At 67.1% G+C, this 16,467-nt stretch carries 8 protein-coding genes and 1 pseudogene; 5 read left to right on the forward strand and 4 right to left on the reverse strand.

Annotation, left to right across the window (positions count from 1 at the left end; all coding sequences use genetic code 11):
- Positions 1-83: 83 nt before the first annotated feature.
- The 4 genes from ACSDHM_RS17135 to ACSDHM_RS17150 all read right to left on the reverse strand — a co-directional run bounded on the left by ACSDHM_RS17135 (position 84) and on the right by ACSDHM_RS17150 (position 3,846).
- On the reverse strand, positions 84-596 hold the full coding sequence (locus tag ACSDHM_RS17135; protein ID WP_072169182.1) for a hypothetical protein: 513 nt from the start codon (positions 594-596) through the stop codon (positions 84-86).
- A 43-nt stretch (positions 597-639) separates the two neighbouring features.
- A complete protein-coding gene (locus ACSDHM_RS17140) occupies positions 640-933 on the reverse strand; it encodes a LysM peptidoglycan-binding domain-containing protein (protein WP_049410686.1) in 294 nt (97 codons plus the stop codon).
- A gap of 283 nt (positions 934-1,216) precedes the next feature.
- On the reverse strand, positions 1,217-2,035 hold the full coding sequence (gene queF, locus ACSDHM_RS17145; protein WP_439426445.1) for an NADPH-dependent 7-cyano-7-deazaguanine reductase QueF: 819 nt from the start codon (positions 2,033-2,035) through the stop codon (positions 1,217-1,219).
- A 491-nt stretch (positions 2,036-2,526) separates the two neighbouring features.
- Positions 2,527-3,846: a M20 family metallopeptidase gene (locus ACSDHM_RS17150; RefSeq protein WP_439426446.1), complete on the reverse strand. Its 1,320-nt coding sequence runs from the start codon at positions 3,844-3,846 to the stop codon at positions 2,527-2,529.
- 186 nt (positions 3,847-4,032) lie between these two features.
- Here ACSDHM_RS17150 and ACSDHM_RS17155 point away from each other — a divergent pair, with 186 nt between their 5' ends.
- The 5 genes and pseudogenes from ACSDHM_RS17155 to yccS all read left to right on the forward strand — a co-directional run bounded on the left by ACSDHM_RS17155 (position 4,033) and on the right by yccS (position 16,367).
- A complete protein-coding gene (locus ACSDHM_RS17155; protein WP_353762327.1) occupies positions 4,033-5,277 on the forward strand; it encodes an efflux RND transporter periplasmic adaptor subunit in 1,245 nt (414 codons plus the stop codon).
- 74 nt (positions 5,278-5,351) lie between these two features.
- Positions 5,352-8,585, forward strand: coding sequence for an efflux RND transporter permease subunit (locus tag ACSDHM_RS17160; RefSeq protein ID WP_334271149.1), 3,234 nt, complete (start codon positions 5,352-5,354; stop codon positions 8,583-8,585).
- Between the two features lie 31 nt (positions 8,586-8,616).
- A complete protein-coding gene (locus tag ACSDHM_RS17165; RefSeq protein WP_439426447.1) occupies positions 8,617-11,739 on the forward strand; it encodes an efflux RND transporter permease subunit in 3,123 nt (1,040 codons plus the stop codon).
- 285 nt (positions 11,740-12,024) lie between these two features.
- Positions 12,025-14,094: pseudogene (locus tag ACSDHM_RS17170) on the forward strand (TonB-dependent siderophore receptor).
- Positions 14,095-14,189: 95 nt separating this feature from the next.
- Positions 14,190-16,367: a YccS family putative transporter gene (gene yccS, locus ACSDHM_RS17175; protein ID WP_072168920.1), complete on the forward strand. Its 2,178-nt coding sequence runs from the start codon at positions 14,190-14,192 to the stop codon at positions 16,365-16,367.
- The last annotated feature ends 100 nt before the right edge of the window (positions 16,368-16,467 follow it).

Genomic DNA, 16,467 nt, shown 5'->3' on the forward strand with positions numbered 1-16,467 from the left:
AAGCCAACCATCGCCCAACAAAAAAGGACGCAGCCTCGCGGCTGCGTCCATCGTGAGCCCTGCCGGGAGAGAGTCGGCTGGACTTACTTGACCTCGAACTCCTGCGGCGTTCCGGCCGCCTTGCCATCGACGGTGACTTCGGCGCGGTACTTGCCGGCCGGCCAGCCCTTTGCATTCTTGAAGGTGACGTTGGTGGTTTCCGCACCGCTGGTGTTCAGCGTGGCATTCTGTTCGCCGGCCACCTGGCCGTCCTGGTAGGTCAGCTTCGCGCCAACGGCGACGTTGTTGGCAGCACCGTCGGTCTTGACCGAGACGATGATGTCGTCCTTCGGCGCGAACAAAGCCGTCGTCGCAACCGACTTGTCGGCGGCTGCGGTCTTGCCGACCGTGACCGACGAGACGCTGACAGCAGCGGCTTCGGCCATCGGCGGCGGCGCGCCGGTCATCGGGGCCGGTGCTGCCGGTTCGGCCGGAGCAGTCGCTGCCGGAGCGGCATTGTTGTCGGTCGACTCTTCTTTCTTCTTGCAACCGACCAGGGCGACGCTGCCCAGCAGGGCGGCGATCAGGGCGGTCTGGAGCGGGGTGGTCTTGATCATTCGGGGTTCCTCCCAGGGATTGTTGGACGGCACTCTGGCCGGCTTACTTCGGCGGCAGTTTCAGGGTCTGGCCCGGGAAGATCTTGTCCGGGTCATCAAGCACATCGCGGTTGGCTTCGAAGATCTTCTTCCAGGCATTGGCGTCGCCCAGATGCTGCTTGGCGATCTTCGACAGCGAGTCACCCTTCTGCACGGTATAGGTGCCGCCGCTGACAACGTCTGCGGTGCTGTCCACCGAAGCGCTGACGCCGGAGAAGTCCGCCTTCGGTGCCTGTTCGGCGGTACTGTCGACGCTGCTGCTGACGCCGGAGAAATCGGCTTTCTTCTCGGTACTCATCCACAACTCCCGTCTGCATGACTACGTGATTGGCACGGTGCCATGGCGGTTGTTAAATGGGGATGGTGCAGATGTGAAGCCGCCCCCGGGGCGGCTGAACAATCGGGGGAATGGACGCCCGGTAGTGCCGTCCGCTGGCCGGCTGTGCCACGGGATCCGGCCTTGGCCGATTGCCGGCCAGCGGCCGGCACTACCCGTAACCGCCTGCGAACCATGGTAGTGCCGGCCGCTGGCCGGCGCTCGCCGGGCATGGCCCGGCACAACGGGTATCCGACTGCGGCGGTTACTGCCGCAGCTCGCGGTAGGTCGCAGCCGGGGCGGCGATGCCGGGGCTGGCACGCCAAGGGTTGATGTCCAGGCCACCACGGCGGGTGTAGCGGGCCTCAACCTCGAGCCAGTGCGGCCGGCAGCGCGCGGACACCTCGCTGAAGATCCGCTCAACGCACTGCTCGTGGAACTCCGCATGCTCGCGGTAGCTGACCAGATAGCGCAGCAGGCCGGCGCGGTCGATCTTCGGCCCACGGTAACGCAGGCTGACCGTGGCCCAGTCCGGCTGGCCGGTGACCGGGCAGTTGGACTTCAGCAACGCCGAAACCAGGGTCTCCTCCACCACCTCGCCCGCATCGGCGGCAAGGAAGTCGGCCTGCGGCGGGCCGTAGCAATCGATCTCCACGTCCAGCCCGTCGATGGATTCGCCGAGCGGCGTCTCTCGCAGCTCCGGCAGGCCGAACTCGACCTGGACCGGCGCACCGGCGCAGGCCGACAGATCCGCCACCAGGCGCTCGCGCAGTGCCTCGGCGCTGTCGACGCGGGTGCTGTTGAGGGAGTTGAGGTACAGCTTGAACGACTTCGATTCGATCAACTGCGGCGAGGTGCACGGCACCTGCACGGTGGCGACGGCCACCTGCGGCTTGCCGCGCGGATCGAGCCAGCTCAGCTCGAAGGCATGCCAGCGGTCGTGGCCGACGAACGGCAGCGCGGCGTCATCGAGGCCGATCTCGACGCGGGCACCGCTACGGGGGATCGGGAACAGCAGGCCGGGATCGTACTGCGACGGGTAACTGACCTCGCGACCGAGGCTGGAATCCTGTGGGGTGTTCATGGTGGGCATTGTATCGCGCGGAGGGCGGGCCTTCGGCCGGCCGGCCAACGGCGGAGCCCCCTCCGTGGTGGGGTGTTGGGTCGTCGAAAGCCTGGATTCCCGGGAGTGGGCCGGGCGGATGGGGCTGGCGGGGACGCCGTGAATCCGTCCCTGGAGGCTTAGCCGCGCCATCCATGGCGCGGATACCCCGCCAGCCCCACCCGCCCGGCCCCCCGACACATTTCTGCCGCCGATCCACCACGGGAAAGATCAGAAAATCAAAATCCGATCCTTCGGACATTTTCGATGTCTGCCATCCACGCATGGCGTGGATCTACCGGCAAGCCACGGGATCGGGTCTGGAGGAAAGCCCCCTGAGTCAGGGGGCGGCCGCGAAGCGGCAGGGGTCTGGAAGCTGGTAAGGGGGGCCCACCGTTCGCGCAGCGAACTGTGGGAGCGACAGCGCGCATGCGATGTCGCGTACCCAGGGCTGCAAGCCCTGCCGGTAACCCTTACCCCGCAGGAGTGCCGGCACCGTGCAGGTAATCCAGGCTCACCTGCAGCAACGCCCGCAGTCCCACATCCAGTGCCCTCTCATCCAGCAGGAACTTCGGCGAATGGTTGGCCGGCGCCGTCGCCGGGTCGATGCCCACGCTGGTGGACCCGACGAAGAAGAACATGCCCGGCACTTCCTTCGCGTACAGCGAGAAATCCTCCGCACCCATCTGCAACGGCGGCTCGTACACATTGTCCTTGCCGACCACCGCCTGCAGGCTCGGCAGCATCTTCGCGGTCAGCGCCGGGTCGTTCACCGTGGCCGGGTTGCCCTCCGATTCGTAGATGTCGGTCACCGCCTTCGCACCGTGCGCGGCGGCCGTGTGCTCGGCCACGTTGCGCAGGTCGGCAAAGATCTGCTGGCGCATGCCTTCGTCGAAGGTGCGGATGGTGCCGACCATCTCCACTTCATCGGGAATGATGTTGTAGCGGATGCCGCCGTTGATCGCGCCGAAGGTCAGCACCGCCGGTTGCTTGGACAGGTTGGCGCGGCGGCTGACGATGGTCTGTGCGGTGCCGACCAGATCGGCGGTGGCGACGATCGGGTCAACACCGTTCCACGGTGCCGAGCCATGCGTCTGGCGACCGATCACCTTGATCCCGAAGCGATCCGAGGCGGCCATCAATGGGCCGCCGCGCACCGCGATCTGGCCGGCCTGCACGCTGGAGAACACATGCAGGCCGAACACGGCCTCCGGCTTGAAATCGGCAAACAGCCCTTCCTTCAGCACGAGTGCCGCACCGCCCTCTTCCGGCGGCGGCGCGCCTTCCTCGGCCGGCTGGAAGATCAGCATCACCTGGCCCGGCAGGTCCTTCTTCATTGATACCAGCGCTTCGGCCACGCCCAGCAGCGTCGCGGTGTGCGCGTCGTGGCCACAGGCATGCATCACGCCCACGGTCTGCCCGCGGTACTGGTCGGTGGCCTTGGAGGCGAACGGCAGGCCGGTCTGCTCGGTCACCGGCAGCGCGTCCATGTCCGCGCGCAACGCGATCTTCGGACCCGGCTTGCCGCCTTCGATGATCGCCACCACGCCGTGGTGGGCGATGCCGGTCTTCGGCTTCAGGCCCATCGCACGCAGGCGCTTGGCGACCTCGGCCGAGGTGCGCGCCTCGCGGTTGGACAGCTCCGGGTGCTGGTGGAAATCACGGCGCCATTCGACCACCCGGGCCTGCAGCCGCTGCGCGGCGGCGGTCACTTCCGGGCGTTGCCCGTCCTGGGCATGGGCAAGCGCCGGCAGGGCCAGCAGCAGGGCGGACAGCAGCAGCGAACGGCGCATCGCAATCTCCACAGCAAGAGGGTTCCAGCTGAATGTAGGGCAACACCGGCGCCACGGGAACCTCCGGCGCCGCATCCGGTCTTAGCGCCCGTCCCATCCGTCATGCAGGAAACGTGATGTGGCACAGGTATGCTTTGCGCATTGTCCCGGCGTCCCGTCCGGTCCAGCCCTCTCGGAGTCCTCGTAATGTCACGTGTTTGGAAGATCGTGCTGCTGGTCGTGGCGATCCTGGTGCTGGCCGTGGTCGGCCTGCGCGTCATCGGCGGGGGCAAGGACAAGGCTGGAAAACCTGCTGCGGGCGCGCGCCAGGGCGGCGAAGATCCGAATGCCGGTCCAGTGCCGGTGACCGTGGTGGAGGCCATGCGCCAGGACGTGCCGGTGTATGCCAGCGCGCTGGGTACGGTGACCGCGATGAACACCGTCACTGTCAGCCCGCAGGTCGGCGGCCAGCTGATGAGCCTGAATTTCCGTGAAGGCCAGGAAGTGAAGCAGGGTGATGTGCTGGCGGTGATCGATCCGCGCACCGCCCAGGCCAGCTACGACCAGGCCGCGGCAGCCAAGCGCCAGAACGAGGCCCTGCTGGCCACCGCGCGCTCCAACTACCAGCGCTCGAACGCGCCGGAGTATCGCCAGTACGTCGCCAAGACCGATCTGGATACACAGCGAAACCAAGTGGCACAGTACGAAAGCGCCGTGGCCGCCAACGAGGCCAGCATGCGCTCGGCGCAGGTGCAGCTGCAGTACACCCGGGTCACCGCGCCGATCTCAGGCATCGCCGGCATCCGTGCGGTCGACGCCGGCAACGTGGTCAGCGCCGGTACCGCGCTGGTCACGCTGACCCAGATCCATCCGATCCACGTGCTGTTCAACCTGCCCGAGCGCCAGCTCGGCGATGTGCGCCAGGCGCAGGCCGCCGGCACGGTGCCCGTGGCGGCGCTGGACCGCGCCGATTCGCACGTGCTGTCCGGCGACGGCAAGCTCGATGTGGTCGACAACCTGATCAGTGCCGACAGCGGCACGTTCAAGGCGCGCGCCGTATTCGACAACACCGACAACGGCCTGTGGCCGGGCCAGTTCGTCAACGTGCGCATGCAGCTGCGCACCATCGGCGGCGGCGTGGTCATTCCGACCCAGGCGGTGCTGCGTGGCCCGGACGGCGAGTACGTCTATGTCGTGCAGGGCGACAACACGGTGAAGATGCAGACCGTGCGCAGCGGCGTGGAAGTGGGCGACAGCCAGGTGCAGATCGCCGAAGGCCTCAAGGGCGGCGAGCGGGTGGTCAGCGAAGGCCAGTTCCGCCTGAAGCCGGGCAGCAAGGTCACCGCGCTGAAGCCGGGCGAGACCCCGGCCGCGCCGACCGAGGCCGAACTGAAGGCGGCCGAACAGAAGAACGCGGGCGGCGGTGGCCGTCGCGGTGGTGGCCCGCGCTGAGCGCAGGCCACGGTTCTCCCTCGCGCCGGCGGACCCGCCGGCGCCGACATTGAAGTGCCAGCAAGGATCAGTCCGTGGGCTTTTCGACGATCTTCATCCGCCGCCCGATCGCCACCTCGCTGTTGATGGCGGGCCTGTTGCTGCTGGGCATCCTCGGTTACCGCAAGCTGCCGGTGTCGGCGCTGCCGGAAATCGATGCGCCCAGCCTGGTGGTCACCACCCAGTACCCCGGCGCCAATGCCACCACCATGGCCTCGCTGGTCACCACCCCGCTGGAGCGCCAGTTCGGGCAGATCTCCGGGTTGGAACTGATGACGTCGGACTCGTCGGCCGGGTTGTCGACGATCATCCTGCAGTTCTCGATGGACCGCGACATCGACATCGCCGCGCAGGACGTGCAGGCGGCGATCCGCCAGGCCACCCTGCCCTCGTCGCTGCCCTACCAGCCGGTCTACAACCGGGTGAATCCGGCCGACGCGGCCATCGTCACCCTGAAGCTGACCTCTGACACGCGCCCGCTGCGCGACGTCAACAACTACGCCGATTCCATCCTGGCCCAGCGCCTGTCGCAGGTGCAGGGCGTGGGCCTGGTCTCGATTGCCGGCAACGTGCGGCCCGCCGTGCGCATCCAGGTCAATCCGGCGCAGCTGTCGAACATGGGGCTGACCCTGGAACAGCTGCGCAGCGCGCTGACCCAGGCCAACGTCAATGCGCCCAAGGGCTCGTTGAACGGCAAGACCCAGTCCTACAGCATCGGCACCAACGACCAGCTGGCCAGCGCCGCCGAGTACCGCGACACCATCATCAGCTACAAGAATGGCCGCCCGGTGCGGCTGTCGGACGTGGCCGAGGTGATCGATGGCGTGGAGAACGACCAGCTTGCCGCCTGGGCCGACGGCAAGCCGGCGGTACTGCTGGAAGTGCGCCGCCAGCCCGGTGCCAACATCGTGCAGACCGTCGAGCGCATCCGCGCCATCCTGCCGCAGCTGCAGGGCGTGCTGCCAGCCGACGTGCACCTGGAGATCTTCAACGATCGCACCGAGACCATCCGCGCCTCGGTGCATGAGGTGCAGTTCACCTTGATCCTCACCATCGGCCTGGTGGTGGCGGTGATCTTCGTGTTCCTGCGCCGCCTGTGGGCCACGATCATCCCGTCGGTGGCAGTACCGCTCTCGCTGGCCGGTACCTTCGCGGTGATGGCCTTCGCCGGCATGTCGCTGGACAACCTCTCGCTGATGGCGCTGGTGGTGGCCACCGGCTTCGTGGTCGACGATGCGATCGTGATGATCGAGAACATCGTGCGCTACATCGAGCAGGGCAAGAGTGGCAAGGAAGCGGCCGAGATCGGCGCACGCCAGATCGGCTTCACCGTGCTGTCGCTGACGGTCTCGCTGGTGGCGGTGTTCCTGCCGCTGCTGCTGATGCCCGGCGTCACCGGCCGCCTGTTCCACGAGTTCGCGTGGGTGCTGAGCATCGCCGTGGTGCTGTCGATGCTGATCTCGCTGACGCTGACCCCGATGATGTGCGCCTACCTGCTCAAGCCCGATGCCCTGCCCGAGGGCGAGGACGCGCATGAGCGCGCGGCGGCGGCCGGCAAGCAGAACCTGTGGACGCGCACCGTCGGCCTCTACGAGCACAGCCTGGACTGGGTGCTTGGCCACCAGCGGCTGACCCTGGCCGTGGCCGGTGGCGCGCTGGTGCTGACCGTGCTGCTGTACGTGCTGATCCCCAAGGGCCTGCTGCCCGAACAGGACACCGGCCTGATCACCGGCGTGGTGCAGGCCGACCAGAACATCGCCTTCCCGCAGATGGAGCAGCGCACCAGGCAGGTGGCCGAAGCGCTGCGCCAGGATCCAGACGTGACCGGCGTGTCGGCCTTCATCGGCGCCGGCAGCATGAACCCCACCCTCAACCAGGGCCAGCTGTCGATCGTGCTGAAGGAGCGCAGCCAGCGCGATGGGCTGGAGGAGATCCTGCCGCGCCTGCAGAAGGCAGTGGCCGGCATTCCGGGCGTGGCGCTGTACCTGAAGCCGGTGCAGGACGTAACCCTCGATACCCGCGTGGCCGCCACCGAGTACCAGTACTCGCTGTCGGACGTGGATTCGGCGACGGTGGCGACCCAGGCCACGCGCCTGACCGAAGCGCTGCGCAAGCGCCCGGAACTGGCCGACGTCGACAACAACCTGTCCAACCAGGGCCGCGCCCTGGAGCTGAACATCGACCGCGACAAGGCCAGCGTGCTGGGCGTGCCGATGCAGACCATCGACGACACGCTCTACGATGCGTTCGGCCAGCGCCAGATTTCGACCATCTTCACCGAGCTCAACCAGTATCGCGTGGTGCTGGAAGTGGCACCGGAGTTCCGCACCAGCACCGCGCTGATGGAACAGCTGGCGGTCGCCTCCAACGGCGCCGGCGCATTGACCGGCACCAATGCCACCAGCTTCGGCCAGGTCACCTCCTCCAACTCGTCCACCGCCACCGGCATCGGCGCGCAGAACACCGGCATCACCGTCGGCGCCGGCAACATCATTCCGCTGTCGGCGCTGGCCGAAGGCAAGGTGAGCAGCGCACCGCTGGTGGTCAGCCACCAGCAGCAGCTGCCGGCGGTGACGGTGTCGTTCAACGTGGCGCCGGGCTATTCGCTGTCCGAAGCGGTGCGAGCGATCCAGGAGACCAAGGACAGCCTGGACATGCCCACCCACCTCCATGCCGAGTTCATCGGCAAGGCCGCCGAGTTCACCGGCAGCCAGACCGACGTGGTGTGGCTGCTGCTGGCCTCGCTGGTGGTGATCTACATCGTGCTGGGCGTGCTCTACGAGAGCTACATCCACCCGATCACGATCATCTCCACGCTGCCGCCGGCCGGTGTCGGCGCGCTGCTGGCGCTGATGCTGTGCGGGCTGAGCCTGTCGGTGGATGGCATCGTCGGCATCGTGCTGCTGATCGGCATCGTCAAGAAGAACGGCATCATGATGGTCGACTTCGCCATCGAAGCCCGCCGCGCCGGCGCCAACGCGCACGAGGCGATCCGCCGCGCCTGCCTGCTGCGCTTCCGCCCGATCATGATGACCACCGCCGCGGCCATGCTTGGCGCGCTGCCGTTGGCGCTGGGCACCGGCATCGGTTCGGAGCTGCGCCGCCCGCTGGGTATCGCCATCGTTGGCGGCCTGCTGCTGTCGCAGTTGGTGACCCTGTACACCACGCCGGTGATCTACCTGTACATGGAGCGCTTCTCCGAGTGGCTGGCGCGCCGCCGCGAACAGCGTGCGCTGCGCGACGGTTCGCTGCAGGAGCCGCAGGCATGATCCACGCCCCGCTGCCGTGGGGGGCCGCACGATGAACCTGTCCGGCCCCTTCATCCGCCGCCCGATCGGCACCGCACTGCTGGCCATCGGCTTGTTCATGGTCGGCCTGATCTGCTACCTGCGCCTGGGCGTATCGGCGCTGCCGAACATCGAGATCCCGGTGATCTTCGTGCATGCCAGCCAGTCCGGCGCCGACGCGGCGACCATGGCCTCGACGGTCACCGCGCCGCTGGAACGCCATCTCGGCCAGCTGCCGGGCATCGATCGCATGCGCTCGTCGAGCTCGGAAGGCAGCTCGCTGGTGTTCATGATCTTCCAGAGCGGCCACAACATCGATTCGGCGGCACTGGATGTACAAACGGCGATCAACTCGGCTCAGGCCGACCTGCCCTCGGGCATGGGCTCGCCGATGTACCAGAAGGCGAACCCGAACGACGACCCGGTGATCGCCATCGCGCTGACCTCGCAGACGCAGTCGGCCGACGAGCTCTACAACGTGGCCGACTCGCTGCTGGCGCAGCGCATCCGCCAGATCAGCGGCGTCGCCTCGGTCGACATCGCTGGCGCGTCGACGCCTGCGGTGCGCGTGGATGTCAACCTGCGCCTGATGAACGCGTTGGGCCTGACCGCCGATGACCTGCGCAACGCAGTGCGCGCGGCCAACGTGACCTCGCCCACCGGCTTCCTCAGCGATGGCAACACCACCACGGCGATCATCGCCAACGACTCGGTGGCGCGCGCCGCCGACTTCGCCGACCTGGTGGTCAAGACCCAGGGCGACGGCCGGGTGATCCGGCTGAAGGACATCGCCAACGTCTACGACGGCCAGCAGGATGCCTACCAAGCGGCGTGGTTCGACCACAAGCCGGCGGTGGTGATGTACGTGTTCACCCGCGCCGGCGCCAACATCGTGGAGACCGTAGACCGGGTCAAGGCGCAGATCCCGACCCTGCGCGACTACCTGCAGCCGGGCACCACGATGACGCCGTACTTCGACCGTACGCCGACCATCCGTTCGTCGCTGCATGAAGTGCAGGTCACCCTGCTGATCAGCCTGGCGATGGTGGTGCTGACCATGGCGCTGTTCCTGCGCCGGCTGGCACCCACCCTGATCGCGGCGGTGACCGTGCCGCTGTCGCTGGCCGGCGCCGCGCTGGTGATGTACGTGATGGGCTTCACCCTGAACAATCTGAGCCTGCTGGCGCTGGTGATCGCGATCGGCTTCGTGGTCGACGATGCGATCGTGGTGATCGAGAACATCATGCGCCACCTCGACGAGGGCATGCCGCGCATGCAGGCGGCGTTGACCGGTGCGCGCGAGATCGGCTTCACCATCGTCTCGATCACCGCCTCGCTGGTGGCGGTGTTCATCCCGCTGCTGTTCGCCAGTGGCATGATGGGCGCGTTCTTCCGCGAGTTCACCGTCACCCTGGTGGCGGCCATCGTGGTCTCGATGATCGTCTCGCTGACGTTGACCCCGGCGCTGTGCAGCCGCTTCCTCAGCGCGCACGACCACAGCGCGCCGCCGTCGCGCTTTGGCCGCTGGCTGGACGCCGGCCACGAGCGGATGCTGCGCATCTACACCGTGTTCCTCGATTTCTCGCTGCGCCACGCGCTGCTGCTGTCGCTGACGCCACTGATCCTGATCGGCGTCACCATCTTCCTGTTCGGCGCGGTGAAGAAGGGCGCGTTCCCGCCGCAGGACACCGGCCTGATCTGGGGCCGCGCCAACTCCAGTGCCACCGTGTCGTTCGAGGACATGGTCGCGCGCCAGCGCCGCATCACCGACATGCTGATGGCCGACCCGGCGGTGAAGACGGTGGGTGTACGCCTGGGCAGCGGCCGCCAGGGCTCCAGTGCACAGTTCAGCATCGAGCTGAAATCACGCAGCGACGGCCGCCGCGAAACCACCGCGCATGCGTTGGCGCGCCTCAGCGCCAAGGCCGATCGCTATCCCGACCTGCAGCTGCGCCTGCGCGCGATCCAGGACCTGCCCAGCAACGATGGCGGCGGCTCCAGCCAGGGCGCGCAGTACCGCATTTCGCTGCAGGGCAACGACCTGGCCGCACTGCAGGAATGGCTGCCCAAGCTGCAGGCGGAACTGAAGAAGAACCCGAAGCTGCGCGACGTCGGCACCGACGTGGACAATGCCGGCCTGCGCCAGAACATCCAGATCGACCGCGCAAAGGCCGCGCGCCTGGGCATCACGGTGGGCGCCATCGACGGCGCGCTGTACGGTGCGTTCGGCCAGCGCCAGATCTCCACCATCTATTCGGACATCAACCAGTACAGCGTGGTGGTCAATGCCCTGCCCTCGCAGACCGCCACCCCGGCGGCGCTGGATGAGGTGTACGTGCGTGCGCGCAACGGCGACATGGTGCCGATCACCGCGGTGGCCACGCAGATGCCTGGCCTGGCCCCATCGCAGATCACCCACGAGAACCAGTACACGACGATGGACCTCAGCTACAACCTGGCTCCCAACGTGAGCATGGGCGAGGCCAAGGCGATCATCGACGCGACCGTGGCCGGCATGCGCATGCCCGGCGACATCCGCCTGGCCGACGATGCGGGCTTCGGCTTCAACTCCGATCCCAGCGACATGCTGATCCTGGTGTTCGCCGCAATCCTGACCGTGTACCTGGTACTGGGCATGCTCTACGAGAGCCTGATCCACCCGGTCACCATCCTGTCCACGCTGCCGGCGGCCGGTGTCGGTGCGCTGCTGGCCCTGTTCGGCACCAACACCGAGCTGTCGGTGATCTCGATGATCGCGCTGGTGCTGCTGATCGGCATCGTCAAGAAGAACGCGATCATGATGATCGACTTCGCACTGGTGGCGCAGCGCGAGCATGGGCTGGCGCCGCGCGATGCCGCACGCGAGGCCAGCATCGTGCGCTTCCGCCCGATCATGATGACCACGATGGTCGCGATCCTGGCCGCAGTGCCGCTGGCGATCGGCCTGGGTGAAGGGTCCGAGCTGCGCCGCCCGCTGGGCATCGCGATGATCGGCGGCCTGCTGTTCTCGCAAAGCCTGACCCTGCTCAGTACGCCGGCGCTGTACGTGATCTTCTCCTGCCTGGCCGAGCGCTGGCGCGCCCGTCGCGTGCGCAGGCGCGAAGCGAAGCTGCTCAAGCGCGCGCAGCGGGCGTAGTAGAGCCCATCCACGCATGGCGTGGATCTACTTCTAGGGGCTGCGAATCTGCCGGCCAGCGGCCGGCACTACCACCGGCACGGAGGGTGGGTGCGGACCGTTGGTCCGCACGCCTCCGGGTTTGACGTGCTGTAACGAAAAGAGAACAATTCCCCTCCAGCCATGGTCCTGCGCCCCTTCGCGGCGCCCCGCTGCCCTCTCCGGCAAGCCTGCGTGATCCCAGCCATCAACCTTTCCCCCATGCGGGCGGATGGCGCGTGGCCGTTCGCCGAGGATGACTGAACCATGCTCCTGCACCCACTCTGCCGCCCGGCCCTGCTTGCCGTTTCCCTGTCACTGGCCTGCGCCGCGCATGCCCAGTCCGTTCCCGAGCGCACCCATCGGAACCGCAGTGCCACCGATCTGGATGCGGTGAAGGTCACCGCCGAACGCACCCACGCCGATACTGGCGCCCTTGGTGATCGCGTGCTGCGTGATACCCCGTTTGCGATCACCGCCGTGGGCCGCGAGCAGATCGAGCAGCGCCAAGTGGTCTCGCTGGGCGAAGCGTTCCTGCTCGACCCTTCGGTCACCACCCAGGTCAGCGCCTATGCCAGTGGCTGGAGTTCGCCGATCCGCAACCGTGGCATCGACCTGAACTTCGACAGCTATCGGGTCAATGGCCTGCAGGTCTCCTCGTGGGGTACCGAGTGGCCGCTGGAAGTGATGGAACAGGTCGATCTGCTGAAAGGCCCGGGCGGATTCCTTTACGGTTTCGGTGCCCCCGGTGGCATCGTCAACTACATCACCAAGAAGCCGACCGATACGCCCACCTTCTCCACCCAGCTGGGCTGGCGCGAGCAGGGCATCGTCAGTGCCGGGATGGACGTCGGCGGCCGCTTCGGCAACGAGCAGATGTTCGGTTATCGCTTCAATGCTTTCGAGGAAAAGGGTGAGACCTTCAATGGTGGCCACGTCGATCGCAAGGTGGGCGCACTGTCGCTGGACGCGCGCCTGAGCGACGCACTGATCTGGACCTTCGACGGCGTGTTCCAGTCACGCGACCTGCGCGAGGAATCGCCGCAGTACTACTTCCGCGGACTGACCTCGTTGCCGCGACCGATCGCCGGGAATACCGGCAACAGTGTCCCCGGCACCTACTACGACACTCGTTCCAGCCTGTTGTCGACCCGCTTGGACTGGCAGATCAACAGCGACTGGAAAACCAGCCTGAGTTATGGCGTCACCACCTCGTGGAATGACGTCAACAAGATCTTCGCCTACATCGATTCGCCCAATGGCGACTATGACGTCAACGTCTATGAACTGGGTGGCAAGAGCGAGTGGAAGCTGGCGCAGGCGATGCTGTAGGGCAGCTTCCACACCGGTCCGCTGCAGCATCAGGTGGTGGCAGGCATCAGTCACCAGACCGGGCTGGGCTGGGACCGTCCCTACGAATGGAGCCTGATCGGCCGCGCCAACCTGTACCAGCGCCATGCCATCCGCCATGACGCCGTCGGTTCACGGGTGATGACCCGCGGCGACGAGACCGTGCAGCAGGCCGTGTTCGCAAGCGATACCGTCGATCTCGGCAGCGGCTGGTCGGTGCTGGCGGGCTGGCGCTACAACGATTACGAGACCAAGGGCCGCTACCACACCTATCCGGTCACACCGACCTATGCCGTGATGTTCAAGCCCAGCGAGGCGGTCACCCTCTACGCCAGCTACATCGAATCGCTGGAAGCGGGCAGCCGCGTAGGCAACAACTACATCAACGCCGGTGATGTGCTCGACCCGACCCTCAGCAAGCAGTACGAGATCGGCGCGAAGGCCGAGGCCGCGCGCTGGAACGCGAACGTGGCGGTGTTCCGGCTGGAGCGTGGCGCCAACATCGATGAATTCACACCGGCCGGCAAGCGCCTGGTGCAGGACGGCATCACGCTGTACGAAGGCATCGAGGCCAGTGCCGACCTGCACCTCAGCGATGTCCTCACGATTGGCGGAGGCGTCACCTGGCTGGACCCGACCTACGACAGGCTGTCCCCGGCCAGCGCTGCACAGGAGGGCAACCGTACCGCCGGTGCGGCACGCTGGAGCGGGGCCGTGCACGCCACCTACCAGCTGCCGTGGGTGGATGGCCTGGAAACATACGCCGCGGTGCGCTACTACGGCGATGTCTGGTACGACGCCGACAACACCCTGAAGCTGCCCGATTACACGCTGGTCAATGCAGGCATCGGCTACCGCCTGCTCGCCTCCGGTCATCCGGTGACCGTGCGCGCCAGCGTCGAGAACCTGGCCAACCGGAGGTACTGGTCCAACGCCGGCACAGGCCTGCCACGCACGTTCGCTGTGAGCGTGCGGTTCGACATGTAGGGCCCGGCAGCACCGTGGGTGCGGACCGTTGGTCCGCCCTCCATATTTCACGCGCAGCCCGCAATAATGGTGGAAGACCCTTCCACCGAGCCTGCATGTCCGCCCGCCAATCCCGCCTCAGCCGCCTGTGGGCCCACGAAAAGGCCAGCTACGGCCTGCGCGTGTTCATCGCGCTGACCGCGGCCGTGGCCGTGTGCTGGCAGTTCGACGCGCTGACCGCCCTGCCCGGCGTATTCCTCGGCATCATCGCAAGCGCCATCGCAGAAACGGACGACAACTGGTGGGGCCGGATCAAGGCCGTGGTGTTGTCACTGTTGTGCTTCTGCATTGCGGCAGCCTCGGTGATCTGGCTGTTCCCGTGGCCGTGGATCTTCATCGGCGCGCTGGCACTGTCCACCTTCGGCCTGACCCTGCTTGGCGCGCTCGGTGAGCGCTACGCATCCATTGCCCAGGCCACGGTGACGCTGGCGATCTACACCATGATCGGCTTGGAGCAGCATGGCGCCAGCGACCTGCACAGCGCGCTGGACGCGGTCAGCCATCTGCTGGCCGGTGCAGCCTGGTACGGGCTGCTGTCGATCCTGTGGACTGCGCTGTTCGCCAACCGGCCGGTGCGCGAACGCGTGGCGCGGCTGTACGTTGAGCTGGGCCGCTACCTGCAGCTGAAGGCTGCGCTGTTCGAGCCGGTGCGCGAAGCCGACCTGCAACGTCGCCAGCTCGACCTGGCGGAACAGAACCGGCGCGTGGTCGGTGCGTTGAACGAGGCCAAGACCGCGATCCTGGCCCGCTTCGGCCGTTCCGGGCGGCCGGGCGTGAACTCCGGCCTGTACCTGCGCCTGTATTACATGGCACAGGATTTCCACGAGCGCGCCAGTTCCTCGCACTACCCGTATGGCGCGCTGGTGGACGCCTTCTTCCACAGCGATGTGCTTTACCGCTGCCAGCGCCTGCTCGACCTGCAGGGCCAGGCCTGTGCCCGCCTGGGCGAGGCGATCCGGCTGCGTCGTCCGTTCGTATACGGCGAAAGCAACCAGCAGGCCGGGCGCGACCTGGCCGACGCGCTCGCCTACCTGCGTGACCAGCAGCGCCCGCAGTGGCAGCGCCTGCTCGGCTCGCTGGACCTGCTGGTTCACAACCTGCGCAGCATCGAGCGCCGCCTGCTGGATGCCGAACGTTCCGAAGCCAGCCTGGACAACGTCGACACCCGCCTGCGCGACAGCAACCCGCATACCCTGCGCGAGATGGGCGTGCGCATCCGCCAGCAGCTCACGCCCGGCTCGGTGCTGTTCCGCCATGGCCTGCGCATGGCACTGGCACTGATCGCCGGCTTTGCAGCGATCCGGCTGTTCAATGCGCAGAACGGTTCATGGGTACTGCTGACCATCGTGTTCGTGTGCCGGCCCAACTTCGGCGCCACCCGCCAGCGCCTGGCACAGCGCATCGTCGGCACCGTCGCCGGACTGGTGCTGACCTGGGCACTGCTGCAGCTGTTCCCGCAGCTGCACGTACAGCTGCTGATCGCACTGCTGTCGGCACTGTTGTTCTTCTTCACCCGCACCGACCGCTACCTGGTGGCATCAGCCGCGATCACCGTGATGGCGCTGACCTGCTTCAACCTGATCGGCGATGGCTTCGTGCTGATCGTACCGCGCATGGTCGATACGCTGTTGGGCTGCGCGATCGCAGCGGCGGCAGCGTTCCTGATCCTGCCCGACTGGCAGGGCCGCCAGTTGCATCTCGTCCTGGCACGCGTGCTGGACACTGCCGCTCGCTACCTGGATTCGGTGCTGGGCCAGTACCGCAGCGGCATGCGCGACGACCTGGCCTACCGCATCGCCCGCCGCGACATGCACAACGCCGACGCCGCGCTGTCCACCGCACTGTCGAACATGCTGCGCGAACCCGGCCACGTGCGCCGCAACCTGGATGCCGGCTTCCGCTTCCTGGCGCTGTCCAACACGCTGCTGGGGCATCTGTCGGCGCTGGGTGCGCACCGCGACCAGGTGGACAGCTACGCAGGCGATCCACTGGCGCTGGCCGCGGGCGATCGCGTGCGCAAGGCACTTCAGCAGCTGGCGACGGCGCTGACCGCGCGGCAACCCGTCGCGGACGATGACAACGACGCCGACCGCGCGGTGGCTGCCGAGCTGGAGCAGATCGACGAGGCGATGCCGCCGAAACTGCAGTTGATCCGTACCCAGATGGCGCTGGTACTGCGCATGCTGCCGAAGGTGCGTGCCGCGGCCAATGAGGCGGTGACCAACCTGACCTGATCCCTCATCGCTGATCGGGCATCCCATCCACGCATGGCGTGGATCTGCTGCGCCGCGTGCAACGGCGCGTTGCACCGGGCGATGCAGTTCGATCACGCCG

This window comes from Stenotrophomonas sp. T8, assembly GCF_051853085.1.
Classification (GTDB): domain Bacteria; phylum Pseudomonadota; class Gammaproteobacteria; order Xanthomonadales; family Xanthomonadaceae; genus Stenotrophomonas; species Stenotrophomonas sepilia.

What these genes read in the sequence shown, in the direction of transcription:
- ACSDHM_RS17155 (WP_353762327.1), top strand. Translation starts at nt 4,033, where the DNA reads ATGTCACGTGTTTGGAAGATCGTGCTGCTGGTCGTGGCGATCCTGGTG.
- yccS (WP_072168920.1), top strand. Translation starts at nt 14,190, where the DNA reads ATGTCCGCCCGCCAATCCCGCCTCAGCCGCCTGTGGGCCCACGAAAAG.
- ACSDHM_RS17140 (WP_049410686.1), bottom strand. Translation starts at nt 933, where the DNA reads ATGAGTACCGAGAAGAAAGCCGATTTCTCCGGCGTCAGCAGCAGCGTC.
- ACSDHM_RS17150 (WP_439426446.1), bottom strand. Translation starts at nt 3,846, where the DNA reads ATGCGCCGTTCGCTGCTGCTGTCCGCCCTGCTGCTGGCCCTGCCGGCG.
- queF (WP_439426445.1), bottom strand. Translation starts at nt 2,035, where the DNA reads ATGAACACCCCACAGGATTCCAGCCTCGGTCGCGAGGTCAGTTACCCG.
- ACSDHM_RS17165 (WP_439426447.1), top strand. Translation starts at nt 8,617, where the DNA reads ATGAACCTGTCCGGCCCCTTCATCCGCCGCCCGATCGGCACCGCACTG.
- ACSDHM_RS17135 (WP_072169182.1), bottom strand. Translation starts at nt 596, where the DNA reads ATGATCAAGACCACCCCGCTCCAGACCGCCCTGATCGCCGCCCTGCTG.